At 70.5% G+C, this 17,767-nt stretch carries 14 protein-coding genes and 2 tRNA genes; 12 read left to right on the top strand and 4 right to left on the bottom strand.

Annotation, left to right across the window (positions count from 1 at the left end; translation table 11 throughout):
- Positions 1 to 32 precede the first annotated feature (32 nt).
- On the top strand, positions 33 to 842 hold the full coding sequence (locus IEZ20_RS01910) for an Fpg/Nei family DNA glycosylase (protein ID WP_189294282.1): 810 nt from the start codon (positions 33 to 35) through the stop codon (positions 840 to 842).
- Between the two features lie 74 nt (positions 843 to 916).
- Here IEZ20_RS01910 and IEZ20_RS01905 read toward each other — a convergent pair whose 3' ends face one another.
- The gene (locus tag IEZ20_RS01905; protein ID WP_189294281.1) at positions 917 to 2,158 is read right to left on the bottom strand and encodes a GNAT family N-acetyltransferase; all 1,242 of its coding nucleotides are present in this window, start codon (positions 2,156 to 2,158) and stop codon (positions 917 to 919) included.
- Positions 2,159 to 2,341: 183 nt separating this feature from the next.
- Here IEZ20_RS01905 and IEZ20_RS01900 point away from each other — a divergent pair, with 183 nt between their 5' ends.
- Entirely contained in the window at positions 2,342 to 3,514 is a 1,173-nt protein-coding gene (locus tag IEZ20_RS01900; RefSeq protein WP_189294280.1) for a PP2C family protein-serine/threonine phosphatase, read from the top strand.
- Positions 3,515 to 3,586: 72 nt separating this feature from the next.
- Positions 3,587 to 4,033 (top strand): HD domain-containing protein, encoded by a 447-nt coding sequence (locus IEZ20_RS01895; RefSeq protein WP_189294279.1) that lies wholly within the window; start codon positions 3,587 to 3,589, stop codon positions 4,031 to 4,033.
- 40 nt (positions 4,034 to 4,073) lie between these two features.
- On the opposite strand, the gene IEZ20_RS01890 is transcribed toward IEZ20_RS01895, so the two are convergent.
- Positions 4,074 to 5,279 carry an acyltransferase family protein gene (locus IEZ20_RS01890; RefSeq protein ID WP_189294278.1) on the bottom strand — a complete coding sequence of 402 codons (1,206 nt, stop codon included), beginning with the start codon at positions 5,277 to 5,279 and terminating at the stop codon, positions 4,074 to 4,076.
- A gap of 440 nt (positions 5,280 to 5,719) precedes the next feature.
- Between IEZ20_RS01890 and IEZ20_RS01885 the strand changes: the two genes are divergently transcribed.
- Positions 5,720 to 5,914 (top strand): hypothetical protein, encoded by a 195-nt coding sequence (locus tag IEZ20_RS01885; protein ID WP_189294277.1) that lies wholly within the window; start codon positions 5,720 to 5,722, stop codon positions 5,912 to 5,914.
- Positions 5,915 to 5,979: 65 nt separating this feature from the next.
- Complete coding sequence (locus IEZ20_RS01880; protein ID WP_189294276.1) at positions 5,980 to 8,124, top strand: serine/threonine-protein kinase; 2,145 nt, start codon at positions 5,980 to 5,982, stop codon at positions 8,122 to 8,124.
- Between the two features lie 146 nt (positions 8,125 to 8,270).
- On the opposite strand, the gene IEZ20_RS01875 is transcribed toward IEZ20_RS01880, so the two are convergent.
- Positions 8,271 to 8,341: transfer RNA gene (locus IEZ20_RS01875), tRNA-Gly, on the bottom strand.
- A 162-nt stretch (positions 8,342 to 8,503) separates the two neighbouring features.
- Between IEZ20_RS01875 and IEZ20_RS01870 the strand changes: the two genes are divergently transcribed.
- The 6 genes from IEZ20_RS01870 to IEZ20_RS01845 all read left to right on the top strand — a co-directional run bounded on the left by IEZ20_RS01870 (position 8,504) and on the right by IEZ20_RS01845 (position 13,753).
- A tRNA-Pro gene (locus tag IEZ20_RS01870) sits at positions 8,504 to 8,580 on the top strand.
- A gap of 193 nt (positions 8,581 to 8,773) precedes the next feature.
- A complete protein-coding gene (tig, locus tag IEZ20_RS01865; RefSeq protein WP_189294275.1) occupies positions 8,774 to 10,153 on the top strand; it encodes a trigger factor in 1,380 nt (459 codons plus the stop codon).
- A gap of 329 nt (positions 10,154 to 10,482) precedes the next feature.
- Positions 10,483 to 11,088: an ATP-dependent Clp protease proteolytic subunit gene (locus IEZ20_RS01860; RefSeq protein WP_189294631.1), complete on the top strand. Its 606-nt coding sequence runs from the start codon at positions 10,483 to 10,485 to the stop codon at positions 11,086 to 11,088.
- Between the two features lie 67 nt (positions 11,089 to 11,155).
- Positions 11,156 to 11,821: an ATP-dependent Clp protease proteolytic subunit gene (locus IEZ20_RS01855; protein ID WP_059249543.1), complete on the top strand. Its 666-nt coding sequence runs from the start codon at positions 11,156 to 11,158 to the stop codon at positions 11,819 to 11,821.
- 170 nt (positions 11,822 to 11,991) lie between these two features.
- Entirely contained in the window at positions 11,992 to 13,278 is a 1,287-nt protein-coding gene (clpX, locus tag IEZ20_RS01850) for an ATP-dependent Clp protease ATP-binding subunit ClpX (RefSeq protein ID WP_059249542.1), read from the top strand.
- Positions 13,279 to 13,468: 190 nt separating this feature from the next.
- Positions 13,469 to 13,753 (top strand): hypothetical protein, encoded by a 285-nt coding sequence (locus IEZ20_RS01845; protein WP_189294274.1) that lies wholly within the window; start codon positions 13,469 to 13,471, stop codon positions 13,751 to 13,753.
- A 104-nt stretch (positions 13,754 to 13,857) separates the two neighbouring features.
- On the opposite strand, the gene IEZ20_RS01840 is transcribed toward IEZ20_RS01845, so the two are convergent.
- Positions 13,858 to 14,847, bottom strand: coding sequence for a hypothetical protein (locus IEZ20_RS01840; protein WP_189294273.1), 990 nt, complete (start codon positions 14,845 to 14,847; stop codon positions 13,858 to 13,860).
- Between the two features lie 136 nt (positions 14,848 to 14,983).
- Between IEZ20_RS01840 and IEZ20_RS01835 the strand changes: the two genes are divergently transcribed.
- Positions 14,984 to 17,608: a valine--tRNA ligase gene (locus tag IEZ20_RS01835; RefSeq protein ID WP_189294272.1), complete on the top strand. Its 2,625-nt coding sequence runs from the start codon at positions 14,984 to 14,986 to the stop codon at positions 17,606 to 17,608.
- Positions 17,609 to 17,767 lie beyond the last annotated feature (159 nt).

Raw genomic sequence — 17,767 nt, 5'->3', positions numbered from 1 at the left:
GCGTGGGCGACGGAGCGAAAGGACACCCCTCCGTGCCAGAAGGGCACACCATTCACCGGCTGGCCCAGGACTACGCCGACCGCTTCCTGGGACGGCCCGCCCGCGTCACCAGCCCCCAGGGCAAGTTCTCCGACGCCGCCGCCCTCCTGGACCGCACCGAGCTGACCGCCACCGAAGCCCACGGCAAGCACCTCTTCCTGCGGTTCCGGCACGCCGACTGGGTCCACATCCACCTCGGCCTCTTCGGCAAGGTCGGCTTCGGCGAGGCCCCGCCGCCCCCGCCGACGGACACCGTCCGGCTCCGCCTCGCGAACGACACCTCGTACGTCGACCTCCGTGGCCCCACCACCTGCGCCCTGATCACGGACCCCGAGAAGCGGGCGATCCACGACCGCCTCGGCCCCGACCCGCTCCGCGCGGACGCCGACCCGGACGCGGCGTACCGGAGGATCTCCCGCAGCCGCACCACGATCGCCGCGCTCCTCATGGACCAGAAGACCGTGGCCGGCGTCGGCAACGTCTACCGCGCCGAGGTCCTCTTCCGGCACGGCATCGACCCCTACCGCGCGGGACGGGACATCACCCCGGCCGAGTGGGACGCGCTCTGGACCGACCTGGTCGAGCTGATGCGGGAGGGTGTACGGAACAACCGGATCGACACCGTCCGTCCGGAGCACACCCCGGAGGCGATGGGCCGCCCGCCCCGCGTGGACGACCACGGCGGTGAGGTGTACGTCTACCGCCGGGCCACCCTGCCCTGCCACGTCTGCGGCGGCGAGATCCGCACCGCCGATCTCGCCGCCCGCAACCTCTTCTGGTGCCCGGCCTGCCAGAAACGCTGAACCGGGAAACGGCCACCGGGGAAGCGGTGGCCTGGGACCGGTGATCCGGGACCGGTGGCCTCGGAAGCGGTGGTCTAGAAGCCGTGCGGCAGCCACGGGGCCACCGTCGAGCCGAAGCCCACCGACGCCTCCGCCAGCGTCCCCGGCCGCAGCTCCCGTACCCGCCCGGCCGCCGCCAGTGACAGCAGGCTCACCCCGCCCAGATAGGCCGCGCCCAACTCCCGTACGGACAGGGCGAGGTCGGCCGCGTCGGCCGTACGCTCGCAGGACGCGCCCTTCGCGTCGCCGGTGAGCCGCCAACGCCCCGCGTTCCAGGGGCAGAAGGCGTCCTCGACCTCCAGCACCACATCCACGGGCGTCAGATACGTACGCGCCGACAGGGCCGCGCCCACGTCCACGAGCCGGACGTACCCCGCGTCCCGCTGCTGCGGCAGACAGCGGCGCAGGTCGGAGACCAGATGCTGCCAGCCGTCGTCGACCGGCCGCCCCCGCACCCGCAGCGTCGTCATCAGGTCGACGCCGAACAGGAAGCGCCACAGCGCGCCCTCACTCGCCGGATCGAGCGCGCCCAGGTCCTCCAGGGTCACCGTGCCGTCGTGGCCGCTCGGACCCCAGCCCATCTTGGTGCGGAAGCGCGCGTACCCGGTCACCCCGCCGTCCCGTTCGGCGACCACGCACTGCAGGGCCGACGCCCCCTCCCGCTCGCTCTCCGGGTCGAGCAGCCCCGCCCGCTCCCAGCCGGGCCGGCGCGCCAGCATGCCGGGGCGCCGGGGCACGAGCGCCGCGTACACCGCCTCGCACTCCGCCAGGACGTCCGCGGGCGACGCGTACCGCACGCGCACCTCGTCGGTGCCCGCGGGCAGGGCCGGCGTCACCCGGCCGGTGTCGATCTCGGCGTTGAGCTGGAAGGTCGCCATGCCGTACCCGAAGCGGCCGTAGATCGCGGGCTCGGAGGCGAACAACGCGGCCAGCGGCTCGCCCTTGGCACGCGCGTCGTCCAGCAGCCGCCGCATCATCGACGTCAACACCCCGCGCCGCCGGTGCGTCGCGGCCACGCTGACCATCGTCACACCGGCCGTGGGCACCACCGCCCCGCCCGGCACGGTCATCCGGAAGCTGAAGGCCCCGGACGTACCGACGAGCGTGTCCCCGTCCCAGACGGCCAGCGAGCGGTCGAACTCGGTGAGCGATTTATCCAGTTCGCGCTCTTCGGTGGAAGCCGGTCCGCCGCCGAAGGCGCGCACCACGTGGTCCCACCACCGGTCGAACTCCTCCGGGCGCAGCGTCTTCAACTCGGTCCCGTGGTCAGTCCCCATGGGCCATGCCTATCAGGGCGAAGGGGGACGAGCCAGCGATTTTCGACCCGGCCGAACCCGGGGCGAGCCGGGCGCGAGGCGGGCGCGACCGCGGTGGGCGGACGGCGAAGTGGAATCTCGCAGGGGGGACAAGTGGGACCTCCCGTGCCAAGCAGCCGGTCCGCTGGATAGGGTCGCGAACTGATGGCAGCAGGACGACAACGGCGCTCGAAGGCCGAGACGCTCACGGCCCGGTGGAAGAAGCAGTGGCACCGGGTCCGCGTCGGCCTGCGCAGAAGCGCCGTGGACTACTTCCGCGGGGACGGCTCCGACTGGGTCGCCTTCGCCGGACTGCTGCTGACCGTCCCGGTCCTCGCCGCCATGACCCTGCTCGACTCGGTGTGGTGCTCCCCGGCCACCCTGGTGCTGCCGATCGTCGCCGGCGGACTGCTGCTGCGCCCGGCGAGCCTGCTCGGGCTGTACGCGGCGGCGGCCACCGCGCTGATCGTGGAGTCGGTGCGGCTCGGCCCGTACACCGAGGGCCCCTCACGCGTCACCCCGGGCATCGTCCTGGTGGTCGCCGCGTGCGGCTTCTTCGGGCTGCTGACCGCGCAGTTCCGCAGCCGGGTCGGCGTGCCCTGGCGGCGCGGCGGCACCATGCTGTTCGACCTGCGCGAGCGGATCCGGGTGCAGAGCAAGCTGCCGAAGCTGCCGCAGAGCTGGCACCACGAGATGGCGCTGCGTCCGGCGGGCGGCCAGTCCTTCTCCGGTGACTTCGTCGTCGCGGCCCGCACCAACGGCGGCCGCACGCTGGAGGTCGTGCTGACGGACGTGTCCGGCAAGGGCATGGACGCGGGTTCGCGCGCCCTGCTGCTGTCCGGCGCCTTCGGCGGCCTCCTCGGCTCGCTGCCCCCGCACGCCTTCCTCCCGGCCGCCAACGGCTACCTGCTCCGCCAGGACTGGGACGAGGGCTTCGCCACCTCCATCCACCTCGTCCTGGACCTCGACTCCGGGGACTACGAGCTGTACACCGCGGGCCATCCGCCGGGGCTCCAGCTCAGCGCGGGCAGCGGGCGCTGGGAGGAGAAGGCCGCCGAGGGCCCGCTTCTCGGTGTGTACGACGGCGCCCAGTTCGACCCCGTCAAGGGCTCGCTGCGGCCCGGGGACGTGCTGATGCTGTTCACGGACGGACTGGTGGAGACCTCCGACCGGGACATCGTGGAGGGCATCGACCGGCTCACCGGCGAGGCCGACCGCTATGTCGCCGGCGGCTTCCACGGCGCCGCCTGGCATCTCATCGAGGCGGTGGCGAAGGACGTCAACGACGACCGCGCCCTGCTGCTGATCTGCCGCGAGGCGACGGCGAACGGCCGCTGAGCACCACGGCCGAAGGCCCGCCCGGTGAGGCACCGGGCCCGTGAACCGGCCCGGCCGGGAGACACTGGCCCCATGAACCACCTCACCCTCGCCGAGGTCGAGGCCGTCGCACGCGCCGCCCACGAGGGGCAGACCGACAAGGCGGGACGGCCGTACGCCGAGCACCTCGCGGCCGTCGCCGAGGGCGTGCGCGCCCGCGGTGGCGACCCCGAGCAGATCGCGGCGGCCTGGCTGCACGACGCCGTCGAGGACGACGCGCTCACCCGGCAGTGGCTGGCCGCCGCCGCCCTGACCCCGCGCACCAAGGCCATCGTGGACGCCCTCACCAAACGGCCCGGCGAGGAACCGGAGGCGTACGCGCGCCGGATCCTCGCCACCCCGGGCGCGCCGCTGGTGAAGGAGGCCGACCTGGCCCACAACGCCGACCCGCGGCGGCTCGCGGTCCTCGACGGGCCGACCCGGACCCGACTGACCGGGAAGTACGCCCGGATGCGCGCCCTTCTCGGTCTCGAACCCTGAGCCGGGGCCCGGTTGGACCCCGGCCTTCTCCCGGGCCCGGCTAGACCGCGGCCTTCTCCCGCTGCCGGTGCCGCTCGCGGGCCAGTTCGGCCGCGTCCTGCCGGAACGCCCACTCCATCCGCGGCTCCATCGCGAACCGGAAGACGCGCCGCACCGGCCCGGTGCACAGCACCGTGACGGCCGCCGCGGCCAGCACGGTCACCAGGATCTCGCCGAGCGGGCGGTGCAGCCAGGGGTGCTCGAACCAGCCGCGGTAGTCGCCGAGCTTCACCAGGAAGCCGTGCAGCAGATAGCCGTAGAGGGTGCCCGCGCCGAGCGCCGTGAACCACATCCGCCGGCGCGGCACCCAGGCGAAGAAGCAGGCCGTCAGCAGCAGCGAGCAGCCCGTCATGGCGAGCGTCATCACCGGGCCGCACCACCAGGGGGCGCCCAGTTCCTGGGCGGAGTCGCGGTGGTAGAACCACGCGGTGTTCATGCGCGGCACCGCCCACCAGCCGACCGCCAGCGCCGCCGCGAACACCGGCACCGAGGCGATCCGCACCGAACGCCGGCGCGCCAGGTGGAAGTGCTCGGGCTTCATGCACAGGCCGAGCACGAAGTACGGCAGGAACTGCAGGACCCGCTGCAGATCGAGGTCGTCACCGATGTTCGGGGTGACGGTCGCCAGCATGGCGATGCCGAGGGCCAGCGGCAGCGGCCAGCGCACCAGCTTCCAGACGGGCGTGGTCAGCCGCCAGATGAACAGGGCGGCCAGGAACCAGGTCAGGTACCAGGGGTCGAGGAGGCTGATCTCCTCGTGCGAGCCGGTGACGGCGTTCTTGAAGAGCGGGTACGCCGTCTCGAACAGGACGTACGGCACGGCGACGCCGGTGATGAGCCGCTTCAGCCGGTCCGGGCGCATGTCGAAGCTGCGCGAGAAGAAGCCGGAGATGATGATGAACGCCGGCATGTGGAAGGAGTACACGACCGTGTACGCGCCCTCCAGGATGCGGCTGTCGCCCTTCAGCGGCTCCCAGGCGTGCCCCATCGCCACGAGCACGATGGCCAGGTACTTGGCGTTGTCGAAGAAGGCGTCACGCTGCCGCCCGGATGCCGGTCTGTCCGCCGCCTGCTGCCGACCCCGCTGCCGCCCGCGCTGGTTCTGCGCGCTCGTCGGGGTACGCGGAGCGGGCACTCCGTCCGCCGGCGGCTGTGCCGGGGGGAGCGGGCTGCGGTTCTGGCCGGGGGACGAGGCGGCGTCAAACATCTCAGGCACCCTAGCGTCGCCTGCGGGATTTCGTAAAACTCCCGCAGTCATTCCTGGTTATCGGGTTCGGGTACCCGCTCATTTACCGAACTTGCGGTCCTTGTCCACGTGATGGTGGGCACACTCGGGTCGCCAGTTCACCCGTGATGTCCCGATTCATGATGACTAATTGGGGCATACGTTGTCTCTGTGCCATCAATTCGAATTACCTGCACACGTGATGTGTGGGTACGGAAACGAAGTCGCGTAATTTCTCCGGGAGTCGGGTGCCGGAAGCCCCTCGAATTGCTGTACGGAAGATCGCCCGCACCGGCGTCCGTGCGGACGTTGTGTCATGCGCCGCATGACGGGGGCGGGTTGGTGGCACGATGGTTCTGGCGGGGGTGCGCGGGCCGTACCTCCGGGCCGGGAGAGCGGACCGACCGAGGGTGTGATCAGTTGTGGCCATTTCACTGTCTGTGGTGCTGCTGTTGGCGATCATCCTGGTGGTGCTGATCCGGGGAGGGAACATCAAGGCAGGCCCCGCCATCGTCGCCATCCTCTTCGGCTTCTTCCTCGCCTCCAGCGGCATGGCACCATCGATCAACCGCTTCCTCAACTCGATAGCGGAGTCGATCAACTCGATCAGGTTCTGACCCGGCGGGGGAGCCGGCCGGCCTGAGCGGGCCGCACAGCTGGAACAACGGGGGGACGTACGGGGATGGCGCTGCGCGACTCGGACCCGGCGCAGATCGGCGGCTACCGCATCGAGGACCGCCTCGGCAGCGGCGGCATGGGCGTGGTCTACCTGGCCCGCTCCGCCTCCGGCCGCCGGCTCGCCGTCAAGGTCGTCCACGGCCAGTACGCCGACGACGACGAGTTCCGCACCCGGTTCCGCCGCGAGGTGGCCGCCGCCCGCCAGGTCAGCGGCGCCTTCACGGCACCCGTCGTGGACGCGGACGCCGACGCGCCCCGCCCCTGGATGGCCACGCTCTACATCCCCGGCGAGGACCTCGGCACCCACGTCCGCCGGCACGGCCCGCTCCCGGCGGCCCGGCTGCGCGAACTCGCCGCCGGCCTCGCCGAGGCCCTGCGCGACATCCACCGCGCCGGAGTCGTCCACCGGGACCTGAAACCGGCCAACGTGATGCTCGCCGACGACGGCCCCCGCGTCATCGACTTCGGCATCTCCCGCGCCGCCGAGGCCGCCGGCATGGACGCCCTCACCCAGACCGGCCGCGTGATGGGCACCCCGCCCTTCATGTCCCCCGAGCAGTTCGCCTCCCCGCACGAGGTCGGCCCGGCCACCGACATCTTCTCCCTCGGCGCCGTCCTCGTGTACGCCGCCACCCGGCACGGCCCCTTCGACAGCGCGAGCCCCTGGGAGACCGCCACCCGCGTCGTCGAGGGCACCCCCGAGCTGACCGGGGTCCCCGAGGAGCTGCTCCCCTTCGTCCGCCTCTGCCTGGAGAAACACCCCAAGTCCCGCCCCGGCCCCGACGAACTGCTGCACCTGCTCCGCGAGGGCCGGCTGCCCGACCCGCGCCCCGAGCCCGAGGCGCCGGACCCCGAGCCCGTACGCCCGCGCAGGCGCCGCCGCTGGCCGGCCGCCGTCGCCGCCGTCGCCGCCGTACTGGCCGCCGTGGCCGCCACCACCGTCCTCGCCCGCGCCGGCGGCGGCGAGGCCCCGCACGACCTGCCGGCCGGCTGGCACGCCTGGCACCGGCAGGCCTCGGACCCCACGGCCGGCAACCCGCAGAGCACGGGCCCGAGCGGACCGTTCAGCCGCTGCGCCATCACCGGCAAGGCGCTGCTGTGCGCCGGTGACGGGATCATGGCCGCGCGCTTCACCCTCGCCGAGGGCCGCAACACCTGGACCCGGCCCATGGACCCCACCCCCGCCGAGACCTCGTCCAGCGGCGGCGGCACGATCATCGGCGCCCGCCCCGGCGCCGTGTACGTCTTCGGCGCCGACAGCACCGACATCAGGAAGGGCGAGGAGCCGCAGAGCCGCACCCGGTACACCGTGCAGGCCCTGGACCCGGACACCGGCAAGCCGGTCTGGAGCACGGTCGTCGCCGACAGCGTCGACGGCCCCGGACCGGAGTACGCCGGCGCCGTCGCCACCCCGGCCGGCGTCATCACCACCTACGGCACCGCCTCCGACTCCTACGCCCTGCTCGACGCCGCGCACGGCACGGTCCGCTGGCACCGCAAACTGCCCGCCGGTGCCGACAGCGACTGCGCGCTGACCGGCGAGGGCGGCCGGCCGTACCTGGTCTGCCGCACCTCCGACGACAACGGCGACAACCCGCACACCACCGTCGCCCGGCTCGACCCCGCCACCGGCAGGCCCAGCTGGAAGATCACGGTCAAGGGCACGCTGTCCCTGCTGGGACACACCCGGGGCCACCTCGTGCTCGGCGCCGACCCGCTCATGGAGAAGCTGACCGGCCTGACCCTGATCGACAACTCCTCGCACGTCCTGACGACCGTACGGCTGGCCGCCCCGCGCAACGCCTCCGGCGCCTACGTCGTCCGCGACACCCTCTACCTCACCCTCACCAGCGGCAGCGTCCGCGCGATCGACCCGCTCACCGGGCGCGAGCGGTGGGAGAGCAACTCCACCGTCGAGCAGCCCGGCCCGCCCGCCGCCTCCGCCACCCGGCTCTACCTGGCCTCGCCCACCGGCCGGCTCGCCGCGCTCGACCTGCGCACCGGCAGGGTCACCGGCACCCTGCCCGGCCGCGACGACGGCGACAGCAACTCCGGCACCACCGCGGCGGCCCCCGTCCCGGCCGGCGACGTCCTCTACGTCCCCTACGGCATGCGCGCGGTCTACAGCGTGGACGTCAGGGACCTGTAGGGACCTGCAGCAGCCGTGCAGGGCCCTCGGCACCCGGTGCGGGACCCTCAGCCGCCCGTGCGGCGCCCGCCAGGCGCCCCACGGGCCCGGGAAACACGCCAGGGCCCGGCACCGCCGAAGCGGAGACCGGGCTCCTGGACCGAAAGAGCGGGCGACGGGAATCGAACCCGCGTAGCTAGTTTGGAAGACTAGGGCTCTACCATTGAGCTACGCCCGCAGCGCTGCGCCGCAGGTCGGATGACCGCGGCACTGAAGGCATCGTAGCGGGTCGCCCGCCGCCGAGGCCAACGAGTCGGACCACGCCGGCACCACGCGTCCCGCCCCGGAGAATGCGGCCGACGGATCGGGCCCGGGCATGTACCCTACGTGTCGCACCAGACGGGGTGTGGCGCAGCTTGGTAGCGCGTCCGCTTTGGGAGCGGAAGGCCGTGGGTTCAAATCCCGCCACCCCGACCACCGGCTCATGACGTGCGGCTCACGGCGTCGTGATGATCGCCTTTTGGGGCGCTGACCGGCTGCGGTTACTATGCAAGCTGCGCGCCCGTGTGTCCCGGCCCTCACGGCCTACGAACTCCTCCGGGCGGCGAAATCCGCCGGGCCGGTCAGGCTCCGGCAGAACCCGAGAAGTCAGCCACAAGGAGACCGAACCGTGAAGAGCGCCGTGGAGACCCTGAACCCGACCCGGGTTCGGCTCACTGTCGAGGTGCCCTTCGAGGAGCTCAAGGACAGCCTCGACGCGGCGTACAAGAAGATCAACCAGCAGGTCACGGTGAAGGGCTTCCGCAAGGGCAAGATCCCCGCCCGCGTGATCGACCAGCGGTTCGGCCGCGGCGCGGTGCTGGAGGAGGCCGTCAACGACGCGCTGCCCAAGTTCTACACCGAGGCGGTCAACGAGGCCGAGCTGAGCCCGCTGGGCCAGCCGGACGTCGACATCACCGAGCTGAAGGACGGCGAGACGCTGAACTTCACCGCCGAGGTCGACGTCCGCCCCGCCCTGGAGATCCCGGACTACTCGGGCATCGAGGTCGAGGTCGACGCCGTCGAGGTCACCGACGAGGACGTCGAGAAGTCCGTGGAGCAGCTCCGTGAGCGCTTCGCGTCGACCTCCCCCGTCGAGCGTGCCGCCGAGGACGGCGACGTCGTCACCATCGACCTCGAGGCCAAGGTCGACGGCGAGGTCCTGGAGGACGGCATCGCCAACGGTGTCTCGTACACCATCGGCTCCGGAGAGCTGCTGGACGGCATCGACGACGCCGTGAAGGGCCTGTCCGCCGGTGAGGAGGCCACCTTCACCTCCGAGCTGAAGGGCGGCTCCGCCGCGGGCAAGGAGGCCGAGGTCACCGTCAAGGTCACCCAGGTCGCCGCCCGTGAACTGCCCGAGCTGGACGACGAGTTCGCGCAGCTCGCCTCGGAGTTCGACACCCTTGAGGAGCTCAAGGCGGACAGCCGCAAGCGCCTCGCGAACATGAAGCAGTTCGACCAGGCCACCCAGGCCCAGGAGCGCGTCCTGGAGAAGCTGCTCGAGCTGGTCGAGGTCCCGGTCCCCGAGAAGCTGCTCGAGGACGAGATCAACACCCGCAAGCACAACCTGGAGCACCACCAGCTCGGCCAGATGGGCCTCACCCTCGACAAGTACCTGGAGATCCAGGGCAAGACCGCCGAGGAGTTCGAGACCGAGACCCGCGAGGCCGCGGTCAAGGGCATCAAGACCCAGTTCGTCCTCGACGAGCTGGTCAAGAAGGAGAACCTCAACGTCAACCAGGAGGAGCTCACCGAGCACCTCATGCGGCGTGCGGCCTCCTCCGGCATGTCCCCCGACCAGTTCGCCCAGGCCGTCGTCGAGGGCGGCCAGGTGCCGCTCCTGGTCGGCGAGGTCGCCCGCGGCAAGGCCCTGGCCGTCGTGGTCGAGGCCGCCACGGTGAAGGACACCAACGGCGAGGTCGTCGACCTGGACGACGAGGAGGAGGAGACCGAGGCCGCCGAGGCGTCGGAGACCTCCGAGACCTCCGAGGAGAACGCCGAGGGCTGAGCGGCCCTACGGCGCCTGTGAGGCACGTACAGCGGGCCCTGGGGACTGTCCCCGGGGCCCGTTCGCGTTGCCGGGGCAGCCGGCCGGCCCCGAGGGGCGCGGGGGACCGCGCGACGAGCCACAACGGTCCTGCGGCCCGACGACCGACCGCACCACCCGCCGCCCTCCGCACCCGGCACCCGGCGGAGCCCCACGCGCTACGCCCCCGGCGAACACCCGCATTCCCGGGATTCCCGGAAGGGACCCTCGCGTTAGGGTCCATGAAAGGCAGAACAATGAGACGGCCCGGCGCCGTCGTAAGACGAGCAGGTGGATACGTGACGAATCTGATGCCCTCCGCCGCCGGCGAGCCTTCCATCGGTGGTGGCCTCGGCGACCAGGTCTACAACCGGCTGCTCGGCGAGCGGATCATCTTCCTCGGCCAGCAGGTTGACGACGACATCGCCAACAAGATCACCGCACAGCTGCTGCTCCTCGCCGCCGATCCGGACAAGGACATCTACCTCTACATCAACAGCCCGGGCGGCTCGGTGACGGCCGGCATGGCGATCTACGACACCATGCAGTACATCCCGAACGACGTGGTCACGATCGCCATGGGCATGGCGGCCTCGATGGGCCAGTTCCTGCTCACCGGCGGCGCCGCCGGCAAGCGCTTCGCCCTGCCGCACGCAGACATCATGATGCACCAGGGCTCCGCCGGCCTCGGCGGTACGGTCTCGGACATCAAGATCCAGGCCGAGTACCTGATGCGCACCAAGAAGCGCATGTCGGAGCTGACCGCGCAGCACTCCGGCCAGTCGGTCGAGACGATCATCCGCGACGGCGACCGCGACCGCTGGTTCACCCCGGAGGAGGCCAAGGAGTACGGTCTCATTGACGAGATCATCACGCACGCCTCGGGTGTTCCGGGAGGCGGCGGCACCGGTGCCTGACCGGCCCGGCCACGCCACGCACCGCTCAGACCGAAGCCCCCAGAACGCCACCAGGACGGTGAACCCCATGAGCAACTTCCCCGGCGCCGCCAGCGGCATGTACGAAGGGCCCCGCCCCGACAGCCGTTACGTCATCCCGCGCTTCGTCGAGCGCACCTCCCAGGGCATCCGCGAGTACGACCCGTACGCGAAGCTCTTCGAGGAGCGCGTGATCTTCCTGGGCGTCCAGATCGACGACGCCTCCGCCAACGACGTCATGGCGCAGCTGCTGTGCCTGGAGTCGATGGACCCGGACCGGGACATCTCGATCTACATCAACAGCCCCGGCGGCGACATGACCGCCCTCACGGCGATCTACGACACGATGCAGTTCGTGAAGCCCGACATCCAGACGGTCTGCATGGGCCAGGCGGCCTCCGCCGCGGCCATCCTGCTCGCCGCCGGCACCCCCGGCAAGCGCATGGCGCTGCCGAACTCCCGGGTGCTGATCCACCAGCCGGCCGGCTCCACCGGCCGCGGCCAGCTCTCCGACCTGGAGATCATCGCCAACGAGTTCACCCGGATGCGTGAGCAGCTGGAGAACATGCTGGCCAAGCACTCGAACCGGCCGATCGAGCAGGTCCGCGAGGACATCGAGCGCGACAAGATCCTCACGGCCGAGGAGGCGCTGGAGTACGGCCTCGTCGACCAGATCATCTCCACCCGCAAGCTGAACAACGCAGCGGTCCGCTGACGCGGAACGCGGCACTCTGAGCCCCTCTTGGCACGGTTCACGGCAAAGTGAACCCTGCCAAGGGGGGCCCGAACACCGGGCCCGGCAAGGTACCGTCGGACATAAGGCAGCACCAGGAGCCGCTGGACTCGCAACGTCCAGGCGTCTCCCAGGCGAAGGGGAAGCACACCGTGGCACGCATCGGTGACGGCGGCGATCTGCTCAAGTGCTCGTTCTGCGGCAAGAGCCAGAAGCAGGTCAAGAAGCTCATCGCAGGGCCCGGTGTGTACATCTGCGACGAGTGCATCGATCTCTGCAACGAGATCATCGAGGAGGAGCTGGCGGAGACCAGCGAGGTGCGCTGGGAGGAGCTGCCCAAGCCCCGCGAGATCTACGAGTTCCTCGAGGGCTACGTGGTCGGCCAGGAGGCCGCCAAGAAGGCGCTCTCCGTCGCGGTGTACAACCACTACAAGCGGGTCCAGGCGGGCGAGAACGGCGGCGCGAACGGCCGTGACGACGCCATCGAGCTGGCGAAGTCCAACATCCTGCTGCTCGGCCCCACGGGCTCCGGCAAGACCCTCCTCGCGCAGACCCTGGCCCGCATGCTGAACGTGCCGTTCGCGATCGCCGACGCGACGGCGCTGACCGAGGCGGGGTACGTCGGCGAGGACGTCGAGAACATCCTCCTGAAGCTCATCCAGGCGGCCGACTACGACGTCAAGAAGGCCGAGACGGGCATCATCTACATCGACGAGATCGACAAGGTCGCCCGCAAGAGCGAGAACCCGTCGATCACCCGTGACGTCTCGGGCGAGGGCGTCCAGCAGGCCCTGCTCAAGATCCTGGAAGGCACCACGGCCTCCGTCCCGCCCCAGGGCGGCCGCAAGCACCCCCACCAGGAGTTCATCCAGATCGACACGACGAACGTCCTGTTCATCGTGGGCGGTGCCTTCGCCGGCCTGGAGAAGATCATCGAGGCGCGTGCCGGGGCGAAGGGCATCGGCTTCGGCGCCACGATCCTCTCCAAGCGCGAGCTGGAGGCCAAGGACGTCTTCGAGGACGTCATGCCGGAGGACCTGGTCAAGTTCGGCATGATCCCGGAGTTCATCGGCCGCCTCCCGGTGATCACCTCGGTCCACAACCTGGACCGCGAAGCGCTCCTCAAGATCCTGGTGGAGCCCCGCAACGCCCTGGTCAAGCAGTACCAGCGCCTCTTCGAACTCGACGGCGTGGAGCTGGACTTCGAACGCGAGGCCCTCGAAGCCATCGCCGACCAGGCCATCCTCCGCCAGACCGGCGCCCGCGGCCTGCGCGCCATCATGGAGGAGGTCCTCCAGGGCGTGATGTACGAGGTCCCGTCCCGCAAGGACGTGGCCCGCGTCGTCATCACCGCCGACGTCGTCCTCTCCAACGTCAACCCGACGCTGATCCCGCGGGACGCCCGGGGGAGGGGCTCCGGGGAGCAGAAGACAGCCTGAGTCCACTCGGCTTCGACGGGCAGGCACCCTGTGTGGGGTGCCTGCCCGTCGGTGTGTCGGACAAGGGCCAACAGGATTGAGTCAAGGTCCTAGGGGCCACTGGAGCCCGCCGAGTGTCCATGATCGGATCGTTCCGACCGAGTCGGGCGCAAGTTCGAATGCCTGGCTGTGCAAAACGGGAGGACTCCGAATGACATACCAGAGGGCGAAGCGCATGGCGGCCGCAGCCGGTGTGGTGGTGGCGGCAGGCGCCCTGCCGATCCTTGTGGCCTCGCCGGCGAGTGCCACACAGAGTGCCTGCACCAGCTATGTGGCCAACCATGGCTACTTCGCCGGTCCGAAGGTGAAGGCGGCGTGCGACTACGCGGCCCTCGACACGGGCCTGTTCAAGATGCCCCACCCCTCCTGCCTTCTTGGGCTGGAAAAGATCGGGGTGAAGAGCGAGGTGTCCAACCCGGCCTGCAAGCGAGCCTGATCGCAGCGACACGTCGCCCCGTCCCTTCGCGGGCGAGGTACTGACACAAAAACGAAGGCGGCTCGATCTTTCGAGCCGCCTTCTGCTTATGAGGTGTGCAGGTATCAAGCCTTGACGCGCACGTCGTTGCGGAGTTTGGTTGCGAGGTCTCCCAAGCTCTCGACCGAGCCGCCGTCGCCTGAGGCGATGGAGGCGACGCTGTACGCCGAGACGAAGGCGACGGTGCTGTGGTCGGCCCAGATACACACCGGCATCTTGATGGTTTCCGGCACGCCAGACTCCGAGGCCGACGAACCGCTGCTGTCGATCTGGGCAACTTGGCACTTCATGATGCCGTTGGAGAAGCCCGACGGATGAACGCTCTCCGGACTGCCGATCAGCTTGCCCTTGGTGCCGGAGTCGCTCTGGTCCTTCTCGGCCTCGGTCTTGGCCTTGGCGAACATGGCGTCCACGACCGCCTCGGGGTCGTCGATGGTGCCGTAGACGCCGCTGAAGGCAAGCCCCTTCTTGCTCAGCCCCGTGCCGGCTTCGTAACTGGCGCTCACCTCGGTGGGATTCTTCACCCCCCACTTCTCGAAGTCCGAGCGGTCGGAGTCGGTGATGTCGCTGTCCGACCCCGAGTCGTTGGACTTCTTGTAGGTTCCGTTGACCACGGAGCTCTGTGCGACCAGCTTGTGCGGACCGTCGTCCGCCACACCGCTGCCACCGGTCCCGCCGAGCACGAAGTACAGGCCCACACCCACCGCGGCCACCACGGCCACCACGCCGATGATCAGACCCGTCTTCTTCTTCCCCCCGGCCGGCTGCGGCGCCTGCGGCATGCCGTACGGCTGCTGCTGGCCGTACCCGGGCTGCCCCGGCTGGCCGTAGGGCTGCGGCTGCTGCGGCACACCCTGCTGGGGGTAGCCGTACCCCGGCTGCGCCGCCGGAGGGGCCTGCTGGGGGTAGCCGTAGCCGGGCTGCGGAGCCTGCGGCTGCTGGCCGTAGGGGCCCGGCTGGCCGTACGGACCCGGCTGCCCCGGCTGCCCCGGCTGGCCGTACGGCCCCGGCTGCTGGGGCGGCTGGCCGTACGGGCCCGGCTGGTTGTTGCTCATTCCTGGGTTCCCCTCCAGAGCTTATGTGTTCCTGACATCCTGGCTCAGGCCCGGGAACAGCACGTCACCGGGGGCCGCACCGTTACAGAACAAACGCGTTTCGGGACCACCCCGTGACACCTCTAAACTGACCCCCGTGACCGAGAACGCTCAGCAGCAGCCACCCGCGCCCGACACCGAACTGCCGACCCAGTACGCGCCGGCCGATGTAGAGGGGCCGCTGTACGAGCGCTGGGTGGAGCGGGGTTACTTCGAGGCGGACGCGAAGAGCGACAAGCCGCCGTACACCGTCGTCATCCCGCCGCCGAACGTCACGGGCAGCCTGCACCTCGGGCACGCCTTCGAGCACACCCTCATCGACGCCCTGACCCGGCGCAAGCGCATGCAGGGCTACGAGACGCTGTGGCAGCCCGGCATGGACCACGCCGGCATCGCCACGCAGAACGTGGTCGAGAGGGAGCTGGGCAAGGAAGGCAAGTCCCGGCACGACCTGGGCCGCGAGGCCTTCGTCGAGCGCGTCTGGCAGTGGAAGGCCGAGTCCGGCGGGCAGATCTCCGGGCAGATGCGGCGCCTCGGCGACGGTGTCGCCTGGTCCCGTGAGCGCTTCACCATGGACGAGGGCCTCTCCCAGGCCGTCCAGACCATCTTCAAGAAGCTCTACGACGACGAGCTGATCTACCGCGCCGAGCGCATCATCAACTGGTGCCCCCGCTGTCTGACGGCGATCTCGGACATCGAGGTCGAGTACCAGGACGACGACGGCGAGCTGGTCTCCATGAAGTACGGCGAGGGGGACGACACCATCGTCGTCGCCACCACCCGTGCCGAGACGATGCTCGGTGACACCGCCGTCGCCGTCCACCCCGACGACGAGCGGTACAAGCACCTCGTCGGCAAGCTGATCCGCCTGCCGCTCACCGACCGCTCCATCCCGGTCGTCGCGGACACGCACGTCGACCCGGAGTTCGGCACCGGCGCCGTCAAGGTCACCCCGGCCCACGACCCGAACGACTTCGAGATCGGCCAGCGCCACGACCTGCCGTCCATCACGATCATGGACGAGCACGCCGTCATCACGGCCCACGGTCCCTTCCAGGGCCTGGACCGGCTGGAGGCCCGTTCCGCGATCGTCGCCGCGCTGCGCGCCGAGGGCCGGATCGTCGCCGAGAAGCGGCCCTACGTCCACTCCGTCGGCCACTGCTCGCGCTGCAAGACCACCATCGAGCCGCGCCTGTCCATGCAGTGGTGGGTCAAGGTCGGCCCGCTGGCCAAGGCCGCCGGTGACGCCGTCCGCGACGGCAAGGTCAAGATCCACCCGCAGGAGATGGAGAAGCGGTACTTCGACTGGGTCGACAACCTCCACGACTGGTGCATCTCGCGCCAGCTGTGGTGGGGTCACCGGATTCCGGTCTGGTACGGCCCGAACGGCGAGGTCGTCTGCGTCGGCCCGGACGAGGAGCCGCCCACCGGCGAGGGCTGGCACCAGGACACCGACGTCCTCGACACCTGGTTCTCCTCCGGCCTGTGGCCGTTCTCCACCCTCGGCTGGCCCGAGCAGACCGAGTCGCTCGCGAAGTTCTACCCGAACTCCGTCCTGGTCACCGGCTACGACATCCTCTTCTTCTGGGTCGCCCGGATGATGATGTTCGGCCTGTACGCGATGGACGGCACCCCGCCGTTCCACACCATCGCCCTGCACGGCATGGTCCGCGACCAGTTCGGCAAGAAGATGTCGAAGTCCTTCGGCAACGCGGTCAACCCGCTGGACTGGATGGACAAGTACGGCTCCGACGCCCTCCGCTTCACCCTGGCCCGCGGCGCCAACCCCGGCGTCGACGTGCCGATCGGCGAGGACTGGGTCCAGGGCTCCCGCAACTTCGCCAACAAGATCTGGAACGCGACCCGCTTCGCGCTGATGAACGGCGCGACGGTGGAGGGCCCGCTGCCGGACCCGTCGAAGATGTCGGCGACCGACCGCTGGATCCTCTCCCGGCTGAACTCGGTGGTCGCCGAGGTCGACGCGTTCTACGAGGACTTCCAGTTCGCCAAGCTCTCCGACGCCCTCTTCCACTTCGCGTGGGACGAGGTCTTCGACTGGTACGTCGAGCTGTCCAAGACGGTCTTCCAGACGGGCGGCGAGCCGGCCGAGGTCTCCCAGCGCGTCCTCGGCGAGGTCCTCGACGTCACCCTGAAGCTGCTCCACCCGGTCGTCCCGTTCGTCACGGAGACCCTGTGGACCACGCTGACCGGCGGCGAGTCGATCGTCATCGCCGACTGGCCGACCGACAGCGGCTTCCGTGACGCGGCGGCCGAGCAGGAGATCTCCACCCTCCAGTCGGTCATCACCGAGGTCCGCCGCTTCCGCGCCGACCAGGGCCTCCAGCCGGGTCAGCGGGTTCCGGCCCGCCTGACGCTGGACGGTACGGCCCTCGCCCCGCACGAGGCGGCCATCCGCCAGCTGCTCCGCCTCCAGCCGGAGGGCGACTCCTTCACCGCCACGGCCACCCTGCCGGTGGCGGGTGCCGAGGTGGCCCTCGACCTCTCCGGCACGATCGACGTCGCCGCGGAGCGCAAGCGCCTCGCGAAGGACCTCGCGGCGGCCGAGAAGGAGAAGGCCCAGGCCACGGCCAAGCTCGGCAACGAGGCCTTCCTCGCCAAGGCGCCGGACCACGTCGTGGACAAGATCCGCACGCGCCTGGCCAAGGCCGAGGAGGACATCGCCCGCATCCAGGCCCAGCTGGAGAAGCTGCCGCAAGCGTGAGTCACTCACGCAGGGAAGCGTCAGACGTGTGACGTTGTGGAAGGTCCCGGTGCCGTTGCGGCGCCGGGGCCTTCGGCGTTGGTCGGGGGTGCGGGGAACTGCGCGATCAACCACGACGTCCCCGCAGCCGGACGGCGAGACAAGCCACCCCATACCGGC

The organism is Streptomyces cinerochromogenes (genome assembly GCF_014648635.1).
Lineage (GTDB): Bacteria > Actinomycetota > Actinomycetes > Streptomycetales > Streptomycetaceae > Streptomyces > Streptomyces cinerochromogenes.
The sequence above is the reverse complement of the archived record's forward strand: the minus strand, read 5'-3'. Positions and strand labels throughout refer to the sequence as shown.

Excerpts from the sequence above, each read along its gene's own strand:
- IEZ20_RS01905 (WP_189294281.1), bottom strand. The coding sequence starts at position 2,158 with ATGGGGACTGACCACGGGACCGAGTTGAAGACGCTGCGCCCGGAGGAG.
- IEZ20_RS01900 (WP_189294280.1), top strand. The coding sequence starts at position 2,342 with ATGGCAGCAGGACGACAACGGCGCTCGAAGGCCGAGACGCTCACGGCC.
- IEZ20_RS01895 (WP_189294279.1), top strand. The coding sequence starts at position 3,587 with ATGAACCACCTCACCCTCGCCGAGGTCGAGGCCGTCGCACGCGCCGCC.
- IEZ20_RS01890 (WP_189294278.1), bottom strand. The coding sequence starts at position 5,279 with ATGTTTGACGCCGCCTCGTCCCCCGGCCAGAACCGCAGCCCGCTCCCC.
- IEZ20_RS01880 (WP_189294276.1), top strand. The coding sequence starts at position 5,980 with ATGGCGCTGCGCGACTCGGACCCGGCGCAGATCGGCGGCTACCGCATC.
- IEZ20_RS01860 (WP_189294631.1), top strand. The coding sequence starts at position 10,483 with ATGCCCTCCGCCGCCGGCGAGCCTTCCATCGGTGGTGGCCTCGGCGAC.
- IEZ20_RS01855 (WP_059249543.1), top strand. The coding sequence starts at position 11,156 with ATGAGCAACTTCCCCGGCGCCGCCAGCGGCATGTACGAAGGGCCCCGC.
- IEZ20_RS01845 (WP_189294274.1), top strand. The coding sequence starts at position 13,469 with ATGACATACCAGAGGGCGAAGCGCATGGCGGCCGCAGCCGGTGTGGTG.
- IEZ20_RS01840 (WP_189294273.1), bottom strand. The coding sequence starts at position 14,847 with ATGAGCAACAACCAGCCGGGCCCGTACGGCCAGCCGCCCCAGCAGCCG.